The organism is Pseudomonas moraviensis subsp. stanleyae (assembly GCF_036283065.1).
Classification (GTDB): Bacteria; Pseudomonadota; Gammaproteobacteria; order Pseudomonadales; family Pseudomonadaceae; genus Aquipseudomonas; species Aquipseudomonas stanleyae.
The window spans coordinates 1-23,008 of sequence record NZ_JAADJI010000004.1; the positions used below are offsets into that span (position 1 = coordinate 1).

The 23,008-nt window shown below is 59.7% G+C and carries 25 protein-coding genes and 2 pseudogenes; 8 read left to right on the plus strand and 19 right to left on the minus strand.

The window, feature by feature from the left end; translation table 11 throughout:
- Positions 1-60: 60 nt before the first annotated feature.
- The gene (locus GXB78_RS07475) at positions 61-498 is read right to left on the minus strand and encodes a multidrug/biocide efflux PACE transporter (protein WP_329514949.1); all 438 of its coding nucleotides are present in this window, start codon (positions 496-498) and stop codon (positions 61-63) included.
- Between the two features lie 89 nt (positions 499-587).
- Between GXB78_RS07475 and GXB78_RS07480 the strand changes: the two genes are divergently transcribed.
- Positions 588-1,442: a LysR family transcriptional regulator gene (locus tag GXB78_RS07480; protein ID WP_329514950.1), complete on the plus strand. Its 855-nt coding sequence runs from the start codon at positions 588-590 to the stop codon at positions 1,440-1,442.
- Positions 1,443-1,548: 106 nt separating this feature from the next.
- On the opposite strand, the gene GXB78_RS07485 is transcribed toward GXB78_RS07480, so the two are convergent.
- Genes GXB78_RS07485 through GXB78_RS07495 form a run of 3 tightly spaced genes read right to left on the minus strand, consistent with a single transcriptional unit; the run spans position 1,549 to position 3,581 of the window.
- Complete coding sequence (locus GXB78_RS07485) at positions 1,549-2,778, minus strand: RNA polymerase sigma factor (protein WP_329514951.1); 1,230 nt, start codon at positions 2,776-2,778, stop codon at positions 1,549-1,551.
- A complete protein-coding gene (locus GXB78_RS07490) occupies positions 2,771-3,115 on the minus strand; it encodes a YciI family protein (protein WP_329514952.1) in 345 nt (114 codons plus the stop codon). Before GXB78_RS07490 ends, GXB78_RS07485 begins: the two co-directional genes overlap by 8 nt.
- Before the next feature lie 40 nt (positions 3,116-3,155).
- The gene (locus GXB78_RS07495) at positions 3,156-3,581 is read right to left on the minus strand and encodes a YybH family protein (RefSeq protein ID WP_329514953.1); all 426 of its coding nucleotides are present in this window, start codon (positions 3,579-3,581) and stop codon (positions 3,156-3,158) included.
- Between the two features lie 142 nt (positions 3,582-3,723).
- Here GXB78_RS07495 and GXB78_RS07500 point away from each other — a divergent pair, with 142 nt between their 5' ends.
- Positions 3,724-4,209, plus strand: coding sequence for a GNAT family N-acetyltransferase (locus tag GXB78_RS07500; RefSeq protein ID WP_329514954.1), 486 nt, complete (start codon positions 3,724-3,726; stop codon positions 4,207-4,209).
- Positions 4,210-4,362: 153 nt separating this feature from the next.
- Here the strand turns inward: GXB78_RS07500 and GXB78_RS07505 are convergent, their stop codons facing one another.
- The 3 genes from GXB78_RS07505 to GXB78_RS07515 all read right to left on the minus strand — a co-directional run bounded on the left by GXB78_RS07505 (position 4,363) and on the right by GXB78_RS07515 (position 6,157).
- Entirely contained in the window at positions 4,363-4,851 is a 489-nt protein-coding gene (locus tag GXB78_RS07505; RefSeq protein WP_329514955.1) for a GNAT family N-acetyltransferase, read from the minus strand.
- 88 nt (positions 4,852-4,939) lie between these two features.
- A complete protein-coding gene (locus GXB78_RS07510; RefSeq protein ID WP_329514956.1) occupies positions 4,940-5,425 on the minus strand; it encodes a GyrI-like domain-containing protein in 486 nt (161 codons plus the stop codon).
- 69 nt (positions 5,426-5,494) lie between these two features.
- Positions 5,495-6,157 carry a LysE family translocator gene (locus GXB78_RS07515; RefSeq protein WP_329514957.1) on the minus strand — a complete coding sequence of 221 codons (663 nt, stop codon included), beginning with the start codon at positions 6,155-6,157 and terminating at the stop codon, positions 5,495-5,497.
- Positions 6,158-6,295: 138 nt separating this feature from the next.
- Here GXB78_RS07515 and alaC point away from each other — a divergent pair, with 138 nt between their 5' ends.
- Positions 6,296-7,513, plus strand: coding sequence for an alanine transaminase (gene alaC / locus GXB78_RS07520; protein ID WP_329514958.1), 1,218 nt, complete (start codon positions 6,296-6,298; stop codon positions 7,511-7,513).
- Between the two features lie 235 nt (positions 7,514-7,748).
- Here the strand turns inward: alaC and GXB78_RS07525 are convergent, their stop codons facing one another.
- Together GXB78_RS07525 and GXB78_RS07530 are read right to left on the minus strand one after the other, a co-directional pair.
- The gene (locus GXB78_RS07525; protein WP_065616750.1) at positions 7,749-9,101 is read right to left on the minus strand and encodes a GntP family permease; all 1,353 of its coding nucleotides are present in this window, start codon (positions 9,099-9,101) and stop codon (positions 7,749-7,751) included.
- A gap of 82 nt (positions 9,102-9,183) precedes the next feature.
- Entirely contained in the window at positions 9,184-9,717 is a 534-nt protein-coding gene (locus GXB78_RS07530; protein ID WP_252873248.1) for a gluconokinase, read from the minus strand.
- Between the two features lie 216 nt (positions 9,718-9,933).
- On the opposite strand from GXB78_RS07530, the gene gntR reads away from it, so the two are divergent.
- Complete coding sequence (gntR, locus tag GXB78_RS07535; protein WP_042607241.1) at positions 9,934-10,965, plus strand: HTH-type transcriptional regulator GntR; 1,032 nt, start codon at positions 9,934-9,936, stop codon at positions 10,963-10,965.
- Positions 10,966-11,104: 139 nt separating this feature from the next.
- Here the strand turns inward: gntR and GXB78_RS07540 are convergent, their stop codons facing one another.
- The gene (locus GXB78_RS07540) at positions 11,105-11,977 is read right to left on the minus strand and encodes a LysR family transcriptional regulator (RefSeq protein ID WP_329514959.1); all 873 of its coding nucleotides are present in this window, start codon (positions 11,975-11,977) and stop codon (positions 11,105-11,107) included.
- 122 nt (positions 11,978-12,099) lie between these two features.
- Between GXB78_RS07540 and GXB78_RS07545 the strand changes: the two genes are divergently transcribed.
- Complete coding sequence (locus tag GXB78_RS07545) at positions 12,100-12,540, plus strand: PACE efflux transporter (RefSeq protein WP_329514960.1); 441 nt, start codon at positions 12,100-12,102, stop codon at positions 12,538-12,540.
- Positions 12,541-12,665: 125 nt separating this feature from the next.
- Positions 12,666-14,090 (plus strand): annotated as a pseudogene (locus tag GXB78_RS07550) (MFS transporter).
- A 135-nt stretch (positions 14,091-14,225) separates the two neighbouring features.
- Here the strand turns inward: GXB78_RS07550 and GXB78_RS28105 are convergent.
- The 6 genes and pseudogenes from GXB78_RS28105 to GXB78_RS07575 form a co-directional block, all read right to left on the minus strand.
- Positions 14,226-14,765, minus strand: a complete 540-nt coding sequence (locus tag GXB78_RS28105; RefSeq protein ID WP_253505351.1) for a methyl-accepting chemotaxis protein — start codon at positions 14,763-14,765, stop codon at positions 14,226-14,228.
- 3 nt (positions 14,766-14,768) lie between these two features.
- Positions 14,769-15,545 (minus strand): annotated as a pseudogene (locus GXB78_RS28110) (PAS domain-containing protein); the annotation flags it as partial.
- A gap of 562 nt (positions 15,546-16,107) precedes the next feature.
- Positions 16,108-17,121: an ABC transporter substrate-binding protein gene (locus GXB78_RS07560; protein WP_329514962.1), complete on the minus strand. Its 1,014-nt coding sequence runs from the start codon at positions 17,119-17,121 to the stop codon at positions 16,108-16,110.
- Positions 17,118-17,645: a sigma-70 family RNA polymerase sigma factor gene (locus GXB78_RS07565; protein WP_329514963.1), complete on the minus strand. Its 528-nt coding sequence runs from the start codon at positions 17,643-17,645 to the stop codon at positions 17,118-17,120. Before GXB78_RS07565 ends, GXB78_RS07560 begins: the two co-directional genes overlap by 4 nt.
- 123 nt (positions 17,646-17,768) lie before the next feature.
- Entirely contained in the window at positions 17,769-18,560 is a 792-nt protein-coding gene (locus tag GXB78_RS07570) for a phosphate/phosphite/phosphonate ABC transporter substrate-binding protein (protein WP_329514964.1), read from the minus strand.
- A 139-nt stretch (positions 18,561-18,699) separates the two neighbouring features.
- Positions 18,700-19,641, minus strand: a complete 942-nt coding sequence (locus GXB78_RS07575; RefSeq protein WP_329514965.1) for a fatty acid desaturase — start codon at positions 19,639-19,641, stop codon at positions 18,700-18,702.
- A gap of 324 nt (positions 19,642-19,965) precedes the next feature.
- On the opposite strand from GXB78_RS07575, the gene GXB78_RS07580 reads away from it, so the two are divergent.
- Positions 19,966-20,388: a GNAT family N-acetyltransferase gene (locus GXB78_RS07580; RefSeq protein WP_329514966.1), complete on the plus strand. Its 423-nt coding sequence runs from the start codon at positions 19,966-19,968 to the stop codon at positions 20,386-20,388.
- 115 nt (positions 20,389-20,503) lie between these two features.
- Here GXB78_RS07580 and def read toward each other — a convergent pair whose 3' ends face one another.
- The 3 genes from def to GXB78_RS07595 form a co-directional block, all read right to left on the minus strand.
- Positions 20,504-21,043, minus strand: a complete 540-nt coding sequence (gene def / locus GXB78_RS07585; RefSeq protein WP_329514967.1) for a peptide deformylase — start codon at positions 21,041-21,043, stop codon at positions 20,504-20,506.
- Positions 21,040-21,996 (minus strand): YihY/virulence factor BrkB family protein, encoded by a 957-nt coding sequence (locus GXB78_RS07590; protein WP_137213982.1) that lies wholly within the window; start codon positions 21,994-21,996, stop codon positions 21,040-21,042. The genes def and GXB78_RS07590 overlap by 4 nt, the downstream gene beginning before the upstream one ends.
- 163 nt (positions 21,997-22,159) lie before the next feature.
- Complete coding sequence (locus GXB78_RS07595; RefSeq protein ID WP_042607250.1) at positions 22,160-22,351, minus strand: CsbD family protein; 192 nt, start codon at positions 22,349-22,351, stop codon at positions 22,160-22,162.
- A gap of 194 nt (positions 22,352-22,545) precedes the next feature.
- On the opposite strand from GXB78_RS07595, the gene GXB78_RS07600 reads away from it, so the two are divergent.
- Positions 22,546-22,923, plus strand: a complete 378-nt coding sequence (locus GXB78_RS07600) for a hypothetical protein (RefSeq protein ID WP_042607251.1) — start codon at positions 22,546-22,548, stop codon at positions 22,921-22,923.
- Positions 22,924-23,008 lie beyond the last annotated feature (85 nt).

Below are 23,008 nucleotides of genomic sequence, written 5' to 3' on the forward strand. Positions count from 1 at the left end.
ATCTTTAAAATCAAAGTCAAAAGATCGCAGCGTTCCGCAGCTCCTACAGGGGGCTCGGCGTTAGCTTTCACATGTGCGGCGGGTCATGAAGCGCTCGCGCAGTACGTCGTAACCCCAGTGGTAAATGTAGGTGTATGGCAGGAAAAACAGCAGCACGCCGATGTCGAGCAACAACGCCTGCCACAGACTGACCGACAGCCACCAGGCAATCAGCGGCACGCCCATCACGATCAGTCCGCCTTCGAACAGCAAGGCGTGCACCACGCGGACCCAGGCGTTGTGCGCTATGTCCATCCGCGCCAGAGCACGGTCGAAAAATCGGTTGAACACCACGTTCCACGCCAGCGCCAACATCGCAATCAATACGGTCACCGCGCCCATGTCGAGCAGCGGCTTTTGCATGATCCACGCCAGCAACGGTGTGCAAATCAGGATGGCGAGAAATTCGAAACCTACAGCCTGGAAAACGCGTTCGGTGATGGACTTGTGGGCAGTCATGGCCTGACTCCTTGTTTGACGATGGTTGCCATGATCCAACTGAATACCGATACTTCATAACCAATAACCATCGATCAAGGCGATAGTTCATGGCTTCGCAGGAAGTGCTGTTGGCGTTTGTCCAGGCAGCGACGCAAGGCTCGTTCTCTGCGGCGGCGCGCAAGTTGGGGCGTAGCCAGTCGACTATCAGTGCAGCGGTGGCGAGCCTGGAGATCGATCTGGATCTGCAACTGTTCGACCGCAGCAGCCGCAAGCCGACCCTCACCCCCGCCGGCCACGTCATGCTGCAAAAAGCCGAGGCGATTCTGGCTGCCATCAGTCGTCTGGAAATGAGCGCACGGCAATTGGCGCAAGGCGTGGAACCGAAACTGACCGTGGCGATTTCCGATACCTATCAGTCTTATCGTTTCGAGGCGGCACTGGTGAGTTTCGAGCAGCGCTATCCGGAGCTGGAGCTGGAATGTCTGATTGCCGAATGCGATGACCTGATTGAACTGGTCCAGCGCGGCCGGGCGCATCTGGCCTTCGCGGAAATGCAGGACAACTACCCGCCGGATCTGGTGACCTCGACCGTCGCCGAGCGCACGGAGATTGCCCTGTTCGTCAGCCGCGAGCATCCATTGGCGAAGCTTGAGCATGTCGATCAGCAGATCCTCGAGCAACACCGCGAGCTGCGTCTGGCGACTATCGTCAATCCCTATGACAGTCGCGGCAAAGGCCGGGTGTGGTCGGCGCCGAGTTATCTGATGTTGCTGGAGATGGCTGAAAAAGGCTTTGGCTGGGCACCTTTGCCTAGGTGGCTGGTGCAGCGTTATGCCCATGATTTGCTGGTGGAGTTGAAGGTGCGCGGCTGGCCGAAACCGGTGTTTGTCGATGCCTTGTGGTCACGGTTGTATCCGCCGGGGCCGGCGGGAAGCTGGTTGTTGAGCAAGATGCTCGAATAAGCGGTGCTGCCATTCGCGAGCAGGCTCGCTCCCACAATTGGAATACGTTCACCTGTGGGAGCGAGCCTGCTCGCGAAAGGGCCAGCATCGCCAACGCAGATCCAGATCAATCCAGTTCCTTCAGTCGCCCCTCGATAAACCGCCGCTCCGGCTCCTGCCGCGTCAGCTCCAGCGCCCGCTGATACGCCGCCCGCGCTTCCTCCACCCGCCCCAACTGCCGGCAAAACTCCGCCCGCGCCGAATGCGCCAGGTGATAATCCTGCAACTCGCCCCGCGCCAGAATCCCTTCGATCAACAACAACCCGGCCAACGCCCCATCACGCTTGGCCACCGCCACCGCCCGGTTCAGCTCGATCACCGGCGACGGCAGCGCGCGCAGCAAGACGTCGTACAGACCGACAATCTGCTGCCAGTCGGTTTCTGCCGCCGACGGCGCTTCCGCATGCACCGCTGCAATTGCCGCTTGCAGGCAATAGGGCCCGAAGCGCCGCGTGCTCAGCGCGCGCTCGACCAGCGCGCAACCCTCAGCCATTAAACCGGCATCCCACAACGCGCGATCCTGATCGTCGAGCAGCACCAGTTCACCGCTTGGCGAAGTGCGTGCCGGTCGGCGGGATTCGTGCAGCAGCATCAGCGCCAGCAGGCCCATGACTTCCGGTTCCGGCAGCAGCTCCATCAACAAGCGCCCCAGGCGGATCGCTTCGCGCGTCAGATCCTCGCGGGTCAGCTCTGCACCGACCGAAGCCGAATAGCCTTCGTTGAACACCAGATAAATCACCCGCAACACGCTGTCGAGGCGCTCGGGCAATTCGTTCAGCGTAGGCACTTGATAAGGGATTTTTGCGTCGCGGATCTTCGCTTTGGCACGGACGATGCGCTGGGCGATCGCCGCCGGTGCCGAGAGAAAAGCACGGGCGATTTCTTCGGTGGTGAGGTCGCAGACTTCGCGCAAGGTCAGCGGCACTTGCGCATCCGCCGCCAGCGCCGGGTGGCAGCAGGTGAAGATCAGCCGCAAGCGATCGTCTTCCACGTCTTCACCACTCCAGTCAGCCTGTTCCAGCTCATCGAGTTGCGCCAGCAGCAGCGGTTGCGAAGCCTTGAACCGCGCGCGCCGGCGCAGCACATCGATGGCTTTGAAACGTCCGGTAGAGACCAGCCAGGTGCGCGGATTGTCCGGGACGCCGTCGCGTTGCCAGCGTTCGACCGCGACGAAGAACGCCTCGTGCAAGGCTTCTTCGGCGAGGTCGAAATCACCCAGCAAGCGAATCAGCGTCGCCAGGATCCGCCGCGAATCCTCGCGGTAGGCCTGCTCGACCCGCGCCCTGACGTCAGACATTCAACTGCCGCACCGGACGCACTTCAACGCTGCCGACCCGGGCTGCGGGAATGTTGCCGGCGACCTGAATCGCTTCGTTGAGATCCTTCGCATCGATCAGGTAGAAACCGGCCAATTGCTCCTTGGTTTCAGCGAAAGGCCCGTCGGTGATCGACAACTTGCCGTTGCGCATGCGCACGGTGGTCGCGGTCTGCACCGATTCCAGCGCTTCGGCGGCGATCATCCGCCCGCTGCCCTGCACCGACTCGGCGTACGCCCAGCATTCGGCGTCCTCGGGACTGTCGGGCAACGAGTGCAGCAGGCGTTCATCGCTGTAGACCAGGCAGAGATATTTCATGGCGATCTCCTGATTCGAACGGATCAACTATGGCTGAAGATCAGGGTTGCACATCGAACAGCGTCGCGCCGCTCATCGGATCGAACGGTGCTGACCAGTGCTCGTGAGCAATCTTCCACGCCCCGCCAACCTGCCGATAACAGGCAGTGACCCGCATCCAGCAACTCTGGGTTTCGCCCTTGTCATTGGTGCCGCCGCAATTGGCCACCCAGTGAGCGAAGGCGATGTTGTCGGCGCTTTCGATGGCGATTTCGTGGAACTCGAAGATGTGCGGGCCTGGGCACATTTCCATGCACTCGACCCAGTGCGCACGGTACGCCGCTTTGCCTTTGAATTGCAGGGCCTTGATCGCATCGAACGAGACGATGTCATCGGCATACAAGGCCATGACTTTCTCGACGTCCTTGGCCATCACCGCTTCGCGATAGCTGTTGATCAGGGTCTGGATATCAGTCTGTGCGCTCATGGTGTTCTCCGTGGTTTTTGTTGTGAAGACACCCTTAGTCGTTTGCCCTTTGCGCAGATCGACAGGGCAAACAAAAAAATTTCGCTGCCGACAATGTCGCTAGAATCCGAGGCTCACTCTTTGTAGGAAAAAGGAAATTCCCGTGTCAGCCCAACTCGTGCCGTACGACAGCCTCAGCCCTTTGCAGCGTCAGCAAGTCGAGGCCATTGAAATTCACCCCGAGCAAATCAAATTCTCCGGCGACATCCACGGTGCCTTGCACACCCTGCTGTCGAAGCCCGGCCCCGGCGTGAAAGGTTTTGCCCTGCTGGCGGACGACGTACCGGTGGCATTTTTGCTGCTCAAGCGCCCGCCGGTATTGCCCGACTGGGCCAACGAACACAGCGCCACGTTGCATGCCTTGCAGGTCGATCGCCACGCGCAGGGCAAGGGCTACGGCAAGGCTTGCCTGCAAGCGCTGCCCGCTGTCGCGCGCGAGGCCTGGCCGGAGATCAAAGGACTGGAATTGTCGGTGGACGCTGATAACGAGGCGGCGATTGCGCTGTATGCCAGGCATGGCTACGTCGATAGCGGCGAAGCGTACAAGGGCCGGATCGGTTACGAACGGCGGATGGGGCTGTTTTTCTGAGTCTCCAGAAACGCCGACAACAACCTTCGCTGACCCGACACGATCCCCGGTAGGAGCTGCCGAAGGCTGCGATCTTTTGATCCTCAGCTTTTTAAGCAAGATCAAAAGATCGCAGCCTTCGGCAGCTCCTACAGTTTCGAGCGGCGTTGTGGATCAGAGCGTCAGGATCATCTCGTGCCACGCCATGCCGCCATGGTCGGACTCCGAGGGTTTGATGTAGGCAAAACCAAACCCGGCATACAGGGCGATGTGCTGCTCTTTGCACATCAGATGAATCGTCGCTTTATCCATCACGCGCATGCGCTCGATGAATTCGCCGAGCAGGCGCTTGGCCAGGCCCTGCCCCTGGTAATCCGGGTGTACTACCACTGACATGATCACCACGTTCGGGCCTTTCGGGTCGTGGCCGATCAGTTCCTTGAAGGCCTCGTCGGACATCTGCACGTCGAACGCCGCGCCGGCATTGATGAAACCGGCGACTACACCGTCCACCTCGGCGACGACAAAGCCGTCCGGCCAGGTGGCAATGCGCGTGGCGATCTTCTCGCGGGTGGCGGCTTCGTCGCCTTCGTAGGCGACGGTTTCGATGGCGTAGCAGCGCTCGAGGTCGGCGGCGCTGACGTTGCGGATCACGGTGTTCATGGCAACTCGGAAATCAGTGGAAACAAGGCCCGCCAGCATAAAGCACAACCACCGGGGCGGACATGCTGCGCCTCGATTGTTACGCCGCTCAGGCCTTGATCGGCAGCCAGACTTCCAGGGTGCCGGTGTTGAGTTTCGGATTGAAATCCTCGCTGTAGCGCTCGAATTCCGGTGCGTCCGCCGCTTCGTGGCCGGACTGCGGCAGCCAGGTGTTCCAGATGTACTGGAAGGTGTCAGGGAGTTGCGTCAGTGACCCCTTGTGCTCGAACACCGCATATTTCTGCGGCTGGATTTCAACCCATCGATACTGCTCCGGCAGCTCGTCGAGCTTGTCGATCTGCACCCCTGCGATGTATTCGAAACCGCCCTCGCCGTCCGCGTTGCAGCAAACGCCGTAGGTCACTTCGTTGACTTGCGCGGGGATTTTTCCCAAGTGCGGGATCAGTTTGTCCCACAACGCGGGGATGTCTTCGGTGGTCTCCTGAGTGAATCGCCCGCCAAAACCGGCAATCAACAAAAACGGCCCGTGTTCGAAGCGAGGTTCGGCTATTTCCACGCGTGTTTGTTCATCCATGACGCGGCTCCTCAGAACGGTAAAGTGGGTTCGGCTGGGAGTATAGAAAGCCCGACCCATTTCGCACGTTTACAGCGCATGCAACTGCTCGACGGCGCCTGAACCGACAAACTCGTTGTAACCCGAAACGATCACGTACACCGCGAAATAGCAGAAGATCGCTGCCGATGCCAGATAGGAGTAGCGCAAAAGCTTGTCGCCCAACAACTTGCCACCGTGGCTGGCGGCGAAACACAAACCGGCCGACCACAGCAGCCCGGCGCAGAGAAAGCCGCCCAAAAACAGCGCCGAACTCAACGGACCACCGCCACCGGATCGCGCGATCAACGTGCCGCCGACCGCAGCAAACCAGAGAATCGCGCTTGGCGACGACATGGCGAGAAAGATGCCGCGAAAGAATTCCTTGCGATGTGAGTTCTGCCCCACCTCGGCCGTCTCCGCCAGCAGCGCTTCGTGATGAATCGCCGAGTAGATCATCTTCGCCGCGAAGTAGATCAGCAGCGCCGAGCCGCCAATCCACAGGACCCAGCGCAGGCTTTCGTATTGCAGCAAAACGGTCATCCCGGCCAGTGCCAGCACCGCATAAATCAGGTCGCCGACGCAGGTGCCCAGGCCGAGGGCGAAGCCCTGAAAGTAGCCGCGCTGCATGGCCAGGGTGATCATCGCGATGTTGGCCACGCCGATATCCAGGCACAGCGAAAGGCTCAGCAGGAAGCCGCTGGTGAATTCCATTGACCGATTTTCCTTGAAAAAAATGTTTACAACCGCGCTGGACAGTATGCCATCACTGCCCTTATCTTCCGCCACAGGTCACCGCAGTGACCAGCGTCGCTCGGACGGTTCCGGGCGCTTACGTTATCCGAGGCAACAATGGCCGAACAAGGTTCGCCGCGCCGCTTTGCGCGCATAGATCGACTCCCCCCTTACGTTTTCAACATCACCGCCGAGCTGAAGATGGCCGCTCGCCGCCGTGGTGAAGACATCATCGACCTGAGCATGGGCAACCCCGACGGCGCCACGCCGCCGCACATCGTCGAAAAACTCGTGCAGGTCGCCCAACGTGAAGACACACACGGTTACTCGACGTCCAAGGGCATTCCGCGCCTGCGCCGGGCGATTTCCAACTGGTACAAGCAGCGCTACGAAGTCGATATCGACCCGGAAAGCGAAGCCATCGTCACCATCGGTTCCAAGGAAGGCCTGGCGCATTTGATGCTGGCGACCCTGGATCAGGGCGACACGGTATTGGTGCCGAACCCGAGCTATCCGATTCATATCTACGGCGCGGTGATTGCCGGCGCTCAGGTGCGTTCGGTGCCGCTGGTGCCGGGGGTGGATTTCTTCGATGAGCTGGAGCGCGCGATTCGCGGGTCGATCCCCAAGCCGAAAATGATGATCCTCGGCTTCCCGTCGAACCCGACGGCGCAGTGCGTGGAGCTGGATTTCTTCGAACGGGTGATTGCCCTCGCCAAGCAGTACGACGTGCTGGTGATTCACGATCTGGCTTACGCCGACATCGTCTACGACGGCTGGAAAGCGCCGTCGATCATGCAGGTGCCGGGCGCCAAGGACATCGCGGTAGAATTTTTCACCCTGTCCAAGAGCTACAACATGGCCGGCTGGCGCATCGGGTTCATGGTCGGCAATCCGGAACTGGTCAGCGCCCTGGCGCGGATCAAAAGCTACCACGACTACGGCACCTTCACCCCGCTGCAAGTGGCGGCGATTGCCGCGCTGGAAGGTGATCAGCAATGCGTGCGCGACATCGCCGAGCAGTATCGCCAGCGCCGTAACGTGCTGGTCAAGGGCCTGCATGAACTGGGCTGGATGGTCGAGAATCCGAAAGCGTCGATGTATGTCTGGGCGAAGATTCCGGAGGCGTATGCGCATCTCGGCTCGCTGGAATTTGCCAAGAAACTGCTGGCCGAGGCCAAGGTCTGCGTGTCGCCGGGGGTGGGGTTTGGTGAGTATGGCGACGACCACGTGCGCTTTGCCCTGATCGAAAACCAGGACCGCATCCGCCAGGCCGTGCGCGGGATTCGCGGGATGTTCCGCGCGGATGAGTTAGTCGCAAGAACTGGCGGCTAACGCAGTACCTGCAGAACAACACTTATGTGGCGAGGGAGCTTGCTCCCGCTGGACTGCGCAGCAGGCCCAAATCCTGCAATCGCGGGCTGTCTGGTTCACTGGGTGCAGAGGTTTTTACGACTGCTGCGCAGCCGAGCGGGAGCAAGCTCCCTCGCCACAACATCGTGTGACCACAGATTTTTTACCCACAAAAAAACCGCATCACTGCGGTTTTTTTGTGCCTGCAAACGGCCGCTTAAACGAACAGCGACAACAACAGGATAAAGCCCAACGCGACGATGGACAGAATGGTTTCCATCGCGGTCCAGGTCTTGAAGGTTTCGGCCACGGTCATGTTGAAGTACTGCTTGACCAGCCAGAAACCGGCGTCGTTGACGTGGGACAGGATCAGCGAACCGGCACCGGTAGCCAGTACCAGCAGTTCACGGTTGACGCCCGGAATCATGCCGACAACCGGCACCACAATACCGGCACCGGTGATGGTCGCCACGGTCGCCGAACCGGTGGCGATACGAATCACCGCCGCCACCAGCCACGCCAGCAGGATCGGCGAGATCTGCGCGCTCACCGCCATGTGGCCGATCACGTCACCTACGCCGCTGGTCACCAGCATCTGCTTGAAGCCACCGCCGGCACCGATGATCAAGATGATCGCGGCGGTTGGCGCCAGACTCGCGTCCAGCCATTTCAGCATCTGGTTGGAACCGATGCCCTGCTTGTAGCCGAAGGTGTACAGCGATAGCAGCAACGCCAGCAGCAGTGCGGAGATCGGGTGGCCGATCATGTCCATCCAGATGCGGAAGAAGTTGCCGTCCGGCAGCGCCACGTCAGCGAAGGTTTTCAGCAGCATCAGGAACACCGGAAGCAGCACGGTGACCAGGGTGATGCTGAAGCTCGGCAGGATGGCCGAATCGTTTTCGCGGGCCAGTTGATCGACCAGTTCCTGATTCGGGTGACCTGGGATGTGCTTGGCGATGAAGGTACCGAAGATCGGACCGGCAATGATAGCGGTCGGCAGCGCGACGATCAGGCCGTAGAGAATGGTCTTGCCGATGTCAGCGCCGAACACGCCGATGGCCAGCAGCGGACCCGGGTGCGGTGGCACCAGACCGTGCACGGCAGAGAGGCCGGCGAGCAGCGGGATACCGATCTTGATGATCGACACGCCGGTGCGGCGCGCTACGATGAAAACCAGCGGAATCAGCAGCACGAAGCCAATTTCGAAGAACAGCGGAATGCCCACCAGGAACGCGGCGAACATCATTGCCCATTGCACCTTGTCCTTGCCAAAGGCGCGGATCAGGGTCTGGGCGATCTGATCGGCGCCGCCGGATTCGGCCATCATCTTGCCGAGCATGGTGCCCAGGGCGAGGATGATGCCGACGAAACCGAGTACGCCACCGAAGCCGTCCTGGAACGCCTTGATGATGGTGTTGATCGGCATGCCGGAAGTCAGGCCGAGGAACGCGGCGGCGATGGTCAGGGCAATAAAGGGGTGAATCTTGAATTTGGTGATCAGGATAATCAGGCCGATTACCGTGACCACCGCATCGAGCAGCAGGAACGTCTCGTGGGACATGCCAAACATGGGGGGTGTCTCCTGGATTGTTGTTGTTATTAAAGCGGGTTGAACAGAAGTCGGGAGGACAGCGCTGTCTTTTTCAACATACTCATACCGCTTGTTTCAGGCCGTTGGCCTGCCACCAGACGTGAGCCTGCAGGGCCAGCTCTTCGACGCTGTGAACGGAGGCATTGAGAGCCAGGGTCAGCGGCTCGCCCTTGGGCGATTCGAGGGTGGCGAACTGGCTTTCGATCAACGTCGCCGGCATGAAGTGGCCCGGGCGGTGCGATACACGCTCGGCGGCGACTTCCGGAGTCAATTCAAGAAACACGAAGCCCAGGCCCGGCAAGGCACTGCGCAGACGTTCGCGGTAACTGTGTTTAAGGGCCGAGCAGGTCAGCACCGGGCGCTGGCCTTCGGCATCGACGCGACGCAGTTCATCGCACAGGCTGTCGAGCCAGCCGGCACGGTCTTCGTCGTTCAGGGGGATCCCCGCGCTCATCTTTTCGATGTTCGCGGCCGGATGAAAAGTATCGCCTTCAATGGCAGTGGCGCCGCTCAAATGGCACAGGGCCTGGCTGACGCACGTCTTGCCGCAACCGGCAACGCCCATGATGACCAGGGCGGTGATGGGATGACTCATATAACACCTCAGCGCGCAGACAGCGCTACCTTTGCTAGCTATGACTCTAGTGCACAGGCAGAAGTTGCCGACGCCTTCTTGTCGTTTTTTTGGGTTGCAGCAGGTTTGTTCCCGAAGCCAAAGAGCACAGATCAGGCAGGACCGCGCTCACGCATTTGCAGCTGCATCAGGACAGCGCTACCTTAGTGCCTTGATTTTTGTTTGGCAAGCCGCCCGATGACCTCCCCCAAGAACGATAAAAATACCCGCACCACCGGCCGTCCGACCCTCAACGAAGTAGCCCGCCTGGCCGGCGTCAGCCCGATCACGGCCTCGCGCGCCTTGCGCGGGGTGAGCACGGTGGCCACCGAACTGGTGGAAAAAGTGCAGAAAGCCGCGCTCGAACTCAACTATGTGGTCAACCCCGCCGCCCGCGCGCTGGCCTCGGCGCAGAGCCATTCGGTGGTGGTGCTGGTACCGTCGCTGTCCAACCTGCTGTTCATCGACACATTGGAAGCCATTCATCGGGTGCTGACGCCCAAGGGCTTCGAAGTGTTGATCGGCAACTTCCACTACTCGCGCGATGAAGAAGAGAACCTCCTGCGCAATTACATGGCCTATCAGCCGCGCGGGTTTCTGCTGACCGGTTTTGATCGCACGGAAAGTTCGCGGCGGATGATCGAGCTCAGCAACATCCCCTGCGTGTACATGATGGAGCTGGACAGTGCTGCCGGAGTCAATTGCGTGGGCTTTTCGCAGTTGAGCGCCGGCGAGACTGCCGCCGAACACCTTCTGTCTCGCGGGCGCAAGCGCCTGGCCTACATTGGCGCGCAGCTGGATCAGCGTACGTTGTTGCGTGGTGAGGGTTTCCGCAAGGCACTGCAGAAGGCTGGCCGCTACGACCCGGATCTGGAAGTGCTGACGCCGCGTGCTTCGTCGGTGGGTTTGGGTGGCGAGTTGTTTCTGCAACTGCTGGCGGCGCATCCGGATGTCGATGCGATTTTCTTCGGCAACGATGACCTGGCCCAGGGTGCACTGTTGGAAGCCTTGCGCAACGGCATCAAGATTCCCGAGCAAGTGGCGATTCTCGGTTTCAACGATCTGCCGATGTCCGAGCACATGGTCCCGCGCCTGAGCAGCATCAACACCCCGCGTGAGGCTATCGGCCGGCGCGCGGCGGAACAGATGCTGACGTTGATGGCGGGCAACAAAGTAGCGCGGCCGGTAGAGGATATGGGGTTTGAATTGAAGGTTCGCGAGAGTACCTGATCCTCCGCTGATCGTGGGGTCAAACACAATTCCTGTGGGAGCGAGCCTGCTCGCGAATGCGGTGTGTCAGGTTAGCAAGGCGCGACTGACATGACGCCTTCGCGAGCAGGCTCGCTCCCACAGGGGATCTCTACCAAACTCAATGGCTGAGCAGGTCAACCAAGGCCTGTGCGCCCTTCTGCAATGGCTGGCTCTTGAGCCACACCGCGTGCACCGGCAGGACCAGGCCATTTTCGATGTTGCGAAAATTCAGCCGTTTCAAGCGTCCGGCCTCCAGCCACGGCTGCACCACCGATAGCGGGAAATTGCCCCAGCCCAATCCCGCTTCAACCATTTCCATCGCCGTCTCGAGATTGTCCGTGCGCCAGTAGGATTCAGCCACCAATGGCCGCGTCTCGCTGATTGGCAAGTCGCGGCTGGCGACGATGATCTGCCGCACCTGCACCAGATCTTCGAGAAACACATCGCGCCCCTGCAGCAACGGACTGTCCGCCGCCAGCGTGGCGATCATGCGTTCGCTGCCGACGAACTGGAAACGCTCCAGCGCATTTACGCTCAACCCGGCGAAGGCCAGGCACACGCTGACCCGGCCGCTGTGCAACATCGCCAGCACATCATCCTGCGGCGCGGTCAGCACTTCGATGTCGAGCAACGGATGTCGCTCGGCAATCACTTTGATTGCTGCCAGCAAGCGCCGTCGATCAAGGTCCGCGACCACGCCAATCGACAACCTGCTTTCCAGCCCCAGCGACAACTCCACCGCGTGCACCTGCAACTGCTTGAGCTGCTCGGCGATCAGTCGCGCGTGCGGCACCAGTGATTGGGCCATCGCCGTGGGTTGCGGCTCGCGATGGCTGCGATCGAACAACGGGTAACCGAGTTCGGCTTCAAGATTGGCGATGCCCATGCTTACTGCCGACGGCACCTTGCCCAACTGTCGCGCCGCTGCGGAAAACGAACCGCGCTCGATGACCGCGAGAAACAATTCAATGCTGTCGCTGTTGAAATTCAAACGATCCACCTATCAATAAAACTGAAAGCTACCGACTTTTTCTGTCAGGTCTATTGAAGCTATCTTTCGCCGCCTTCGCCAGCCCTGCTGGCCAACATTCGGCAAGAAAGAGGCAAATCTGCATGCAAGGCGTGAAACGTAAACTGGTCTACGTGTCGCTCTATGAAGTGATCGGCATGACCTTCTCCGCCCTCGGTCTGGCCCTGTTGTCGGGCACTTCCCCGGGCAGCACGGGACCACTGGCAGTGATCATCACCAGCATCGCCGTGACCTGGAATTTCATCTACACCTCGTTGTTCGAACGCTGGGAAAGTCGCCAGATCTCGCGCACCCGCACAGTAAAACGGCGCATCGCCCATGCGGTCGGCTTTCAACTGACGCTGATCGTGTTCCTGATTCCGCTGATCGCATGGTGGATGAACATCAGTCTGGTGCAGGCATTCCTGCTGGATCTGGCGCTGATCATTTTCATCCCGTGCTACACATTCGTGTTCAACTGGCTATTCGATCGGATCTTTGGCCTGCCGAGCTCGGCGCTGCCGGATTCTACCGCTGCGGCATAAATCACTAATTCGTAAGCAGATATTGCGGGAATGTAGCGGCTTAACCGAGTTACCCGCCCATATTCACAATCCGCGAACACCGATAGCAGGCTAAGCTTTTCCATCAATAAAAAATGGATCAGCTCATGACTGCTCACACTTCCGCTGCCGCGCACAGGGACGGCATAGACCCGGTACGCGCCGCCGAAATTTCCGCCCGCATCGATCGGCTGCCCGCCGTCGCCACGATCTGGCGTCTGGTGGCGCTGCTGTCGATCGGCGGATTTTTCGAACTCTACGATCTGTTCCAGACCGCCTATATCAGCCCCGGCCTGATCCGCGACGGCCTGTTCGCCACCGGCAACCAGGGCGTATTCGGCTTCTCCGATCAGGCGGCTTTTGCTTCGGCGACTTTCCTCGGCCTGTTCCTCGGCGCCAGCCTGCTCAGTCCGTTGGCCGATCGTTTCGGTCGCCGGGCGATCTTCACCTTCGCACTGATCTGGTACACGCTGGCGACCGTTCTGATGGGGATTCAGACCTCGGCGCTGGGCATCATCGGCATGCGTTTTCTGGTCGGCATCGGCCTCGGTATCGAGTTGGTGACCATCGACGCTTACCTCTCGGAACTGGTGCCCAAGCGCATGCGCAGCTCGGCGTTTGCCTTTGCGTTTTTCGTGCAGTTCCTCTCAGTGCCGGCGGTGGCTTTGATGTCGTGGTGGCTGGTGCCGCAAGCGCCGTTCGGCGTGTCTGGCTGGCGCTGGGTGGTATTGGCCAGCGCGGTGTTCGCGCTGTTTATCTGGTGGCTGCGCAAGCGTCTGCCGGAATCGCCGCGCTGGCTGGCGCAACACGGTCGCTTCGATGAAGCCAATCGCATCCTCGATAACCTCGAAGCGCGCTGCGCCAAGGATCACGGCAAAGCGCTCGATACGCCGGAACCGGTGCCGGTGGATGTCGAAGGCAAGGGCCGCTTCGCCGATATCTGGCAACCGCCCTAACGGCGCCGCGCGTTGATGCTGATCGTTTTCCACATCTTTCAGGCGATCGGTTTCTTTGGTTTCGGCAACTGGTTGCCGGCGCTGCTTTCCGGCCAGGGTGTCAGCGTCACCCACAGTCTGATGTACGCGTTCATCATCACCCTCGCCTACCCGCTCGGGCCGTTGCTGTTCGTGAAGTTCGCCAACCGCTTCGAAAACAAATGGCAGATCGTCGGCTCGGCCCTCGGCGCGATGACCTTCGGCACCCTGTTCGCCCTGCAGACCAGCGCGTTCGGGCTGATCTTCTGCGGGGTGATGATCACCTTTTGCAATGCCTGGCTGAGCTTCAGTTATCACTCCTATCAGAGCGAACTGTTCCCGACCAACATTCGCGCTCGTGCGGTCGGATTCTGCTATTCGTTCAGTCGTTTATCGACGGTGTTCAGCAGTCTGCTGATCGGCATGTTTCTGGACAATTTCGGCACGCCGGGAGTGTTGGCATTCATCGCCAGCAGCATGCTGATCGTAATGCTGACCATCGGCTGGTTCGGCCCACGCACGCGCAATCTGGCCCTGGAGAATATTGCCCATCGCTGAAGGCCAACACAGGACTCCACTGTGGGAGCGAGCCTGCTCGCGAAGGCGCCGTGTCAGACAGGCATGTATTAGCTGACATAACGCTTTCGCGAGCAGGCTCGCTCCCACATTGGGCATTGGTGATGTTGAAACAGGTCAGTTCAATTGCAGGGTTTCATTGAACTGGCTGATCGCATCCACTACATGCCGCGAACCCTGCTGAATCTCGAGGATCACCTCGCCCGCCTCGTTCGCCAGTTCCACGCCCAGCCCGGTGCGACTCAAACTCGATTGCATGCTCGACACTGCGCTCAGCGACAGGTCATGGTTCTTGCGCACCACGTCGACGATTTCCACAGTCGCCTGACTGGTGCGCGCCGCGAGGCTACGCACCTCGTCCGCTACCACGGCAAATCCGCGCCCGTGTTCCCCGGCACGCGCCGCTTCGATCGCGGCGTTGAGCGCCAGCAGGTTGGTCTGATCGGCAATGCCGCGAATGGTCTGAACGATGCTGCCGATGATGTCCGACTGTTTGCTGACCGCATCGATGCTCACCGCCGCTTCGTTCAGATCGCGGGAAATGTCCTGAATGATCTGCACGGTCTGCTGCACCACTTGTGAGCCTTTCTGCGCGCAGGCGTCGTTTTGTACCGAGGTGCTGTGGGCCGATTCCGCAGCGTTTTGCAGGGTGGTCATCTGTTTGGTGATGTCACTGGCGAACTTGACCACTTTGTACAAGCGGCCCTTGGCGTCGAACAGCGGGTTATACGAAGCCTCCAGATAAACCATCTGCCCGGATTTGTTCTTGCGCTCGAAACGGTGCGAGTGATATTCGCCGCGATTGAGCGAAGCCCAGAACGCTTTGTACTGTGCGGATTCGGCTTCGGCGCGGTGACAGAACAGGCTGTGGTGCTGGCCGACAATTTCGTTTTGCGAGTACTGCATGGTCTGCAGGAAGTTATCGTTGGCCCTGATGACATTCCCTTCGGGAGTGAACTCGATCACCGCCATGGAACGGCCGATCGCCGCCAGCATGGCTTCCTCTTCGTGCTCTTTGTTGATGCGCGCGGTGATGTCCGCCGCAACCTTGATGACACTTCTGACCTGTTTGTCGGGACCGAACACCGGCATGTAACTGGCTTCGAGCCAAATCTCGCGGCCGCTCTTGTTCAGGCGCAGGAAAGTGCCGCTGAGCGGTTCACCGCGGGCCAGGTCGCGCCACAACTTTGCGTAATCTTCGCTGCGATAAAAGCTTTCTTCACAGAAGATCCGATGGTGTTTGCCGCGCACTTCATCGGCGCTGTAGCCCATGGTCTTGCAGAAGTTCTCATTGGCGTCGAGGACGATGCCTTCCGGGGTGAACTCGATCATCGCCATCGAGCGGCTGATCGCTTCGATTTTCGCGTTGGCCTCGGTCAGCGCACAGCTGAAGCGCTCGATTTCCCGCAGGTCAGCCTTGCGATGTAGGTTGAACATGGTTGTATCACCTTCCGCGCGTTCTTTTGATTTGATGAAAGTTCAGGTCTTCCAAGATCCATCACTACGTTCCACAGAACAGGCTCACGCCTTCCTCCAAGGGAGGAAGTTGTCAGGTGATAAACGATGATCAATCGGAGGGGTCGTGCAGCGACGCTCTGATCAAGACATCCTTTTCTTGATAGCCCGCATGCGGGCCAGCCCTAACGCGTAGAAGAACTTCCATGTAGGTGATGCTCCTTGTTGGTTCAGTGTCGGTGCCTTGAATTGCGCACTCTGGCAGCATGAATCACGGACCAACCGGTGCCGTCGCCTGTCGGCATGACGGTCGACATGGTTAGTTACCTGCAAGGATAGCCAGCCTGACGCCGGGCGCAAGGCCACTAGTCGGCCAGTATCTGGCATTTTTTGCACAAGAAACGGTTCAGCGCGGGGAAATTGGTGACCAGGGCAGGCGCTTTCGCGAGCAGGCTCGCTCCCACAGTTGGTACGCATCCCAATGTGGGAGCGAGCCTGCTCGCGAAGACGTCATGTGATGCACCACAGAAACATCGGAGAAGAACTACAAACTCCCCTTCACCTTATTCGCCACCTCCCCCGGCACCCAAGCCGCCCACACCTGCGGCTGATCACGCAAAAACGCCTCGGCCACCGCCCTTGGTTGCAAGCGTTTTTCACTCATTCCCGCCAACGTCTGGTTGAGCAGATCAATCGGCAGATCGACTTTTTCAAAGAACGCGACCAACTCCGGATACTGCGCCTTGAACGGTGCGGACACGCCAATCGCCAGGCTTGCCGGCATTGACCGCGTGCCTTTTGGATTCGGGTTGTTGGCATCGGCCAGGGTCTTCCACGCCTCGGCATCGAACGGCGGCTCTTCGAGCTTCACCAGTTTGAAGCGCCCGAGCAGCGGCGTCGGCGACCAGTAATAGAACAGCACCGGTTTGCCGCGTTTGATCGACGACGCCACCTCGGCATCCAGTGCCGCGCCAGAGCCGGTGCGGAAGTTGACGAAGCTGTCGGTCAAGCCATAGGCCTTGAGCTTCTGGCTGTTGACGATTTCCGAAGTCCAGCCGGTCGGGCTGTTGAGAAAACGCCCACGGCCCGGGTCTTCCGGGTCACGGAACACATCCTTGTAGCGCGGCAGATCGGCGACCGATTTCAGTTCCGGCGCCAACGCCTTGATCCCGCGTTCCGGGTCACCCTTGATCACATATTCCGGTACCCACCAGCCCTCGGTGGCACCTTTGACCGTGTCGCCGAGGCCGAATACCTTGCCCTCGGCGGCAGCCTTGACCCACGCCGGACTGCGCCCGGCCCACTCTTCGCCGATCACCTGAATATCGTTCTTCGCCAACGCCGCCTCCAGGCTGACCGTGCTGCCCGGCAACGTGTCGGTCGGATAGCCATAGCCTTTTTCGACGATCAGGCGCAGCACCTCGGTGATGAAGCTGCCGCTTTCCCAAGTGATGTCGCCGAAGTGAATGGGTGCGGATTTCTCCGCCGCTGAAACAGCGCCGACGCTTAGGCTCAGCGCCAGCAGCGTGCGGCCGAGCAGGGTTTTGATCGATCTCATGCGGACCTCTTTTCTTCCAGGAATTGATTGGCGCTGTGGCGATCGCACAGCGCCTGGGAACGAGCCATGTACACGCTCACCGAACGTTGCGAGATGCCCAGTTCGGCAGCGATTTGCGGGTAGGTCAGGCCATCGATGCGCGCCAGCAGAAACGTCGAACGGACCTTGGCCGGCAGGCGATGCAGGCTGCGGTCGAGGCGATCGAGGGTTTGCGCAAGCTGTGCGAGGTCTTCAGGCGAAGTTGCGACATCAAGATCGGACTGCAGAAGATGGCGACGCTGCAGATCAGCACGGCGCCAGTGTTGGTAGAGCAGACGCTGCGCGATCGTCGTCAGCAAGGCGCGAGGTTCGCGAATGGCAGTCAGCGATGGGGCTTCGAGCAATTGGGCGAAGGTTTCACAGGCGATGTCCTCAGCGCCGGACACGTCAAGCAGGTGTCGACGCAGGCAATTGCAAAGCCAGCCGTAGTGCGCGCGGAACAGACATTCCACGGTGTCGCGATGGGATTGATCGGCGCCGGACATAGTGGCTCCTCGGTAAGGGTCGCTGAATGTCCGGTGTTCCGGTGGCGCGATCGTAGCAAGGCGCCTTATGCGTTAATAATATTTAAATCTTATGCTTATATTCGATTTGGGAATTTCAACTGACTAGCGCAAATAGCGGTAACTGCGATCTGCCGCCTCCCGTTGATAGTCAAGGAGGACCTGATAGTCGTCTTCGCTGGCCGGGAGAATTTCAGGCAAACCCAAGGTCTGCACCACATCAGGCAATTCATTCAAGGTGCGATTCATCGCTTGCAGCAGCCGTTCGACCTGCTCGTCGCTGGCACCGGCAGCCGTAATGAATGGCAGCGTCGGACTCGACGCACTGCGCCCAACTACACGCAAACCGCTGACTTCTTCCGGTGCATGCCGGGCGATGTAGGTGAACGTTACGCTGTCGATAGCGGCCAGATCGGCAAGGTTTTCCCGCAGCCAGCGCAGGCTTTCGCGGTGACCGCCACTGATGCCGACACTGGCGAAAAACCGGCCGTTTTCCTGCAGCGGCGCCAGACGCTGGCGCAGCAGATTCATGCCGCTGTTGGAGTCTTCGCTGTTGATCACGCCACGGCTGTGGCGAAAGTCGCCCAGCGAGTAGCGCGGATCAGCGGCGCGGCCAAGGATCAGGCTGCAATGCTGGCCGGCGCTGGCGTCAGGCAATTCATAGCGCGGTCGGCCAATGAGGCGGATCCGGCCACACAGCGCTGTCATCAGCGGATAGCCGCAGGTCTGGGTGAGCAGCAGATGCGGCGATAGCCACAGTTCGGGCAGCGTCAGCTTTGTCGCGTCGAGTCGGCTGTGGCCCAGGTATTCGAGGATGCGCGCCAGCCACTGCTCGTTGGCCACGCGGACGGGCTCGGGGGCTGGATACATCGGTAGCTCGGCGTGGTGTTGGGTCATCGAAGCTTTTCCATTCGGTGAAATACCCTGTGGGAGCGAGCCTGCTCGCGAAGGCTTTGTCCCATTCAGAATAGTTTGGACTGATACACCGTTTTCGCGAGCAGGCTCGCTCCCACAGGGGTTTGCGGTGGCCTGACAATTAGTGAAACGGATGTTCCGGGCTATCAATCGGTTTGAAGCCATTGCGCCGCCACAATTGCCCATATCCGCGCACGACAAATCCGCCACTGCGAGCAATCCAGCGCTCACGGTGCATCCGGTAGACCCTCGGCAAGTCGTACCACGCCAGCCCCGGCAAGTCGTGATGCACCAGATGAAAATTCAGGTTGAGAAACAGCCAGCGCCATGGCCAGCCTGCTTCGTTGAGCACGGTACGTTGCTCGGCCTGTGCATGCGGTCGATGCTCGTGAAACGAACGGATCATGGCAATCGACAGCGCCGGTACGCTGATCAACAGCAGGTAATGCCAGACCGGCAGGACGCTGTGACTGGCGATGAACCAAAGCATCAGCAGGGTGACGAAACCGTGGTTCAGCCACATCAGCCAGGCCTGCGGATCGAGGTTTCTCAAGCGCTGCAGCTCCTCACGCGCCAACCCGATCAACGCCAGCGGCGCGCCAATCACAAAGCGGCCGAGCAGTGTCTTGTTCAGCCAGTGCAGGCTGCGCTCGAACATCGAGCTGCCCTGCCAGTTCGCCGACTTCAGATAGCGACTTTCCGGATCGACACCGGGCACCGTCAAGTCTTCATCGCGGTGATGACGCAGATGACTGTCGCGGTACAGGGTGTACGGATACCACACGGCAAACGGCGCGTAGCCGAGGATTTTATTGACCAGAGTCCAGCGAGTCGGATGACCGTGGAGCAGCTCATGCTGCAGCGACAGCCACAACACCAGCAGCGGGATCAGCAGCAACGTGCTCAAGCCGCGTCCCAGCCAGGCGCTGTCAAGCACAATGGCGAACCAGCCGGCGTACACACCGATCAGCAACAGCCAGGTCGGCCATTCGCTGCGGGCGGTAAAGCGCTGGCGCAGGGTCTCGATTTGCTGGCGATGCTCGGCATCAAAGTAAAAAGCCATGGCGTTGCTCGGAACGGGAATCGTCCCCTTCTGTGCAACGACGGCTTTGAATCTTGCAGATTATTTTTTCAGATGGCGTGGAAGCCCGAGAAACGGGCTTCCGAATGGTTTGCTCAATGGCCGAAGATGTCGACTTTCTTGGCTTTCTTTTCCGCGCGTTTTTCAATCGCGGTCTTGGCCGGCTTCTTCTTCGCGGCTTTCTTTGAATCCATACCTTTGGACATGATCGATACTCCACTCACAGGGGTGTGAGTTCAGGTATACACCTATCCGCAAGCGCGCGTTCTTTTATAATCAGCGCTTTTCGCAGCGACAGCCGAACCCATGTCCGACATCCACTACAGCCAGCTCGACGAATCGTTGTGGCCGCTGATGAACAAGTTCTACCGCAGCCACCAATCGTCGATGAAAGCCGTGCGCGAGGCGCAGTTGTGGGTCGCAAGGCGCAGCGAGATTGTAGCGGCGCTGTGCCTGCGGCGGGTATCGGGCGGGCATTGGCTGACCGGGTTGTTTGTTGATCCGCAATGTCGTGAGCAGGGTGTTGCTGCGCAGTTGATTGCGACGGCGGTAGCTCAGGTGAACGAGCCGGTGTGGCTGTTCTGTCATCCGGATCTGCGCGGGTTTTATGAGCGGCGCGGATTCAGCTTCGACCCGCCGCTGCCGCAAGCGATGGCCGAGCGGTTGAGCCGGTACGCGCGGAGCAAGCCGATGATTGCGATGGGGCTCAATCCCGCAGATTTACGCTGAAACCCTGTGGGAGCGAGCCTGCTCGCGAATGCGGTGGGTAAGCGCCGAATCTGGTTCTGATATTCCGCGTTCGCGAGCAGGCTCGCTCCCACAGGGGTTGATGGTGTTCTGACAATCAGTCATCAGCGTTGGGATCAAGATCCGGGAATAGCACTTCGGTAAAGCCGAACTTGCTGAAGTCGCTAATTCGCGACGGATACAGCCGGCCGATCAGGTGATCGCATTCATGCTGCACCACGCGTGCATGAAACCCCGAGGCCACACGCACGATCGGCTCACCCTTCGGATCAAAGCCCTCGTAGCGAATCTGCTGATAGCGATCCACTGCGCCGCGCAGGCCCGGCACCGACAGGCAGCCTTCAAAGCCCTCTTCCATCAGCGGATTCAACGGCGTGATCAGCGGATTGATCAGGATCGTCTGCGGCACCGCTTCGGCGTCCGGGTAACGCTCGCTGTGCTCGAAGCCGAAGATCACCAGTTGCAGGTCGACGCCGATCTGCGGCGCCGCGAGGCCGACGCCGCCGACGCTTTCCATGGTCTGGAACATGTCGTCGATCAGTTGCCACAGCTCGGCGCTGTTGAACATCTCCGGCGGTACCGGCGGGGCGATGCGCAGCAGGCGCTCATCGCCCATTTTCAGAATTTCACGAATCATGGTCGCGCTTCATCAGTGTCCGGCTTGAGCGAATGATCGCGGCCCAGGCCCGAGACGTGTTGTTTGGTGGATTCGTCGGGCTCGCCAGGGGCTTTCTCGCCCTTGTCCTTGCCTTCGGCGGACATGTGCTCGATCACCGCATTCATTTCCGCGCCGAGCAACAGCACCGCCGCAGAAATATAGAAATACAGCAAGAGCACGATGATCGCCCCGATGCTGCCATACATCGCGTTGTAGTTGGCGAAGGTTTTCACGTAGAAGGCAAAGCCCAGTGAAGCGAGAATCCACACCACCACCGCCAGCACAGATCCTGGGGTGATGAAGCGGAAGTCCTGCTTGACGTCAGGCATCACGTAGTAGATCAGCGCCACCGCGACCATCATCAGGATCACGATCACCGGCCAGCGTGCGATGGTCCACACCGTGACGATGAAGTCTTCCAGCCCCACCTGTGCGGCGATCCAGCCCATCACTTGCGGCCCGAGCACCATCAGCGCGGCGGCGATCAGCAGCATGCCGGCGATGCCGACGGTGTAGACGATCGACAGGGGAAAGCGCTTCCAGACCGGCCGGCCTTCGACCACGTCGTAAGCGGCGTTCATTGCGCTCATCATCAGGCGCACGCCGGCGGACGCGGTGTACAGGGCAATAACAATACCGATTGAAAGCAGGCCACCCTTGGATTGCTGCAACTGGTCGATCACCGGGTTGACCTGCTCCAGCGCCTGCGGCGGCAGGACCAGTTCGGATTGCAGGCGCAGCCAGGAGAAGAAGTCCGGCAGGTGCAGGAAACCGATCAGCGCGATCAGGAAAAGAATGAACGGAAACAGCGAGAACAGCATCTGGTAGGCCAGTGCCGAGGCGTAGGTCGACATTTCGTCATCGACGAATTCAGTGACCGTGCGCACCATCACCCGGTGCAGGGGCAGACCTTTCATGTCCGGAAATATCATTCGCGTCTCCTTGCGCCGCAAAAGGTTGAAGTCGTGGCGACTCAGGGGCCGTTGTTTACCTCAAGGTAGCCTGTTTGGCGATCCTTTGGCGGATGACCGCAGGGTTCTGATACAAAAACGGCCATCCTTGGATGGCCGCTCGTGTGATTCGTTCAAGGCTTGCTTACGCCTTGTCGACGCCCTTTTTCACAGCGTCCTTGGCGTTGCCGACCGCTTGCTGGGCTTCGCCTTTTTTCTCTTGGACTTTGCCTTCAGCACGCAGCTTGTCGTTGTCAGTAGCTTTGCCGACGCCTTGTTTGACGTTGCCGACGGCTTCGTTGGCCATGCCTTTTACTTTATCGCCTGTGCTGCTCATGGTGTTTCTCCGTGATGCATGTAGGGAAGAAAAGTCATTACGTAACGATTGACCGGTGCGCTTGGCGCCGAGTTTCATTTATTTTGCCGGCATTTCGTCGCGATCCGCAGGTTGCGCTTTATGTTTGCCGGCGTTGCCCCGAGAATGCTCAGCCTATGGGCGTTGCGCCCCGCACACCGATTCGCAGGAATGTCATGAAGCTCAATAAAACCCAGGCCATCGCCCGTCGCAACCAGCAACTGGGCGGCGCCGTGCTCGGCACCAACAACTGCCACTTCGCCGAACTGAACCGCAACCGCAACATCTGGTGGTTTGACTTGCCGGTATCGCGCCTGGCCATCGGTCAGTACGAGTGGATTCACTTGCTGCTGCACACCCCGGCCACCGACGAGTTGCTGCACCTGAAAGTGCCGACGGTGTTCCTGCGCGAAAAGCTCGAAGGCCTGGTGATTCGCAACGAAGGCAAGCGCAAGGCGGCGCTGAGCCTGGAATTGAGTGCGGACAAGGATTCGTATCTGCAGGACATGCGCCCGGCGGGGACCAATGTGAATTTCGCGCCGTTTCGTCAGTAACAGCTTCGCGAGCAGGCTCGCTCCCACACTCAACCGCGTTCGCCAGTTGCAACACGGTCAAATGTGGGAGCGAGCCTGCTCGCGA

Coding starts and splice junctions, on each gene's coding strand:
- GXB78_RS07475 (WP_329514949.1), bottom strand. CDS start 498: ATGACTGCCCACAAGTCCATCACCGAACGCGTTTTCCAGGCTGTAGGT.
- GXB78_RS07480 (WP_329514950.1), top strand. CDS start 588: ATGGCTTCGCAGGAAGTGCTGTTGGCGTTTGTCCAGGCAGCGACGCAA.
- GXB78_RS07485 (WP_329514951.1), bottom strand. CDS start 2,778: ATGTCTGACGTCAGGGCGCGGGTCGAGCAGGCCTACCGCGAGGATTCG.
- GXB78_RS07490 (WP_329514952.1), bottom strand. CDS start 3,115: ATGAAATATCTCTGCCTGGTCTACAGCGATGAACGCCTGCTGCACTCG.
- GXB78_RS07495 (WP_329514953.1), bottom strand. CDS start 3,581: ATGAGCGCACAGACTGATATCCAGACCCTGATCAACAGCTATCGCGAA.
- GXB78_RS07505 (WP_329514955.1), bottom strand. CDS start 4,851: ATGAACACCGTGATCCGCAACGTCAGCGCCGCCGACCTCGAGCGCTGC.
- GXB78_RS07510 (WP_329514956.1), bottom strand. CDS start 5,425: ATGGATGAACAAACACGCGTGGAAATAGCCGAACCTCGCTTCGAACAC.
- GXB78_RS07515 (WP_329514957.1), bottom strand. CDS start 6,157: ATGGAATTCACCAGCGGCTTCCTGCTGAGCCTTTCGCTGTGCCTGGAT.
- alaC (WP_329514958.1), top strand. CDS start 6,296: ATGGCCGAACAAGGTTCGCCGCGCCGCTTTGCGCGCATAGATCGACTC.
- GXB78_RS07525 (WP_065616750.1), bottom strand. CDS start 9,101: ATGTTTGGCATGTCCCACGAGACGTTCCTGCTGCTCGATGCGGTGGTC.
- GXB78_RS07530 (WP_252873248.1), bottom strand. CDS start 9,717: ATGAGTCATCCCATCACCGCCCTGGTCATCATGGGCGTTGCCGGTTGC.
- gntR (WP_042607241.1), top strand. CDS start 9,934: ATGACCTCCCCCAAGAACGATAAAAATACCCGCACCACCGGCCGTCCG.
- GXB78_RS07545 (WP_329514960.1), top strand. CDS start 12,100: ATGCAAGGCGTGAAACGTAAACTGGTCTACGTGTCGCTCTATGAAGTG.
- GXB78_RS28105 (WP_253505351.1), bottom strand. CDS start 14,765: ATGACCACCCTGCAAAACGCTGCGGAATCGGCCCACAGCACCTCGGTA.
- GXB78_RS07560 (WP_329514962.1), bottom strand. CDS start 17,121: ATGAGATCGATCAAAACCCTGCTCGGCCGCACGCTGCTGGCGCTGAGC.
- GXB78_RS07565 (WP_329514963.1), bottom strand. CDS start 17,645: ATGTCCGGCGCCGATCAATCCCATCGCGACACCGTGGAATGTCTGTTC.
- GXB78_RS07570 (WP_329514964.1), bottom strand. CDS start 18,560: ATGACCCAACACCACGCCGAGCTACCGATGTATCCAGCCCCCGAGCCC.
- GXB78_RS07575 (WP_329514965.1), bottom strand. CDS start 19,641: ATGGCTTTTTACTTTGATGCCGAGCATCGCCAGCAAATCGAGACCCTG.
- GXB78_RS07580 (WP_329514966.1), top strand. CDS start 19,966: ATGTCCGACATCCACTACAGCCAGCTCGACGAATCGTTGTGGCCGCTG.
- def (WP_329514967.1), bottom strand. CDS start 21,043: ATGATTCGTGAAATTCTGAAAATGGGCGATGAGCGCCTGCTGCGCATC.
- GXB78_RS07590 (WP_137213982.1), bottom strand. CDS start 21,996: ATGATATTTCCGGACATGAAAGGTCTGCCCCTGCACCGGGTGATGGTG.
- GXB78_RS07595 (WP_042607250.1), bottom strand. CDS start 22,351: ATGAGCAGCACAGGCGATAAAGTAAAAGGCATGGCCAACGAAGCCGTC.
- GXB78_RS07600 (WP_042607251.1), top strand. CDS start 22,546: ATGAAGCTCAATAAAACCCAGGCCATCGCCCGTCGCAACCAGCAACTG.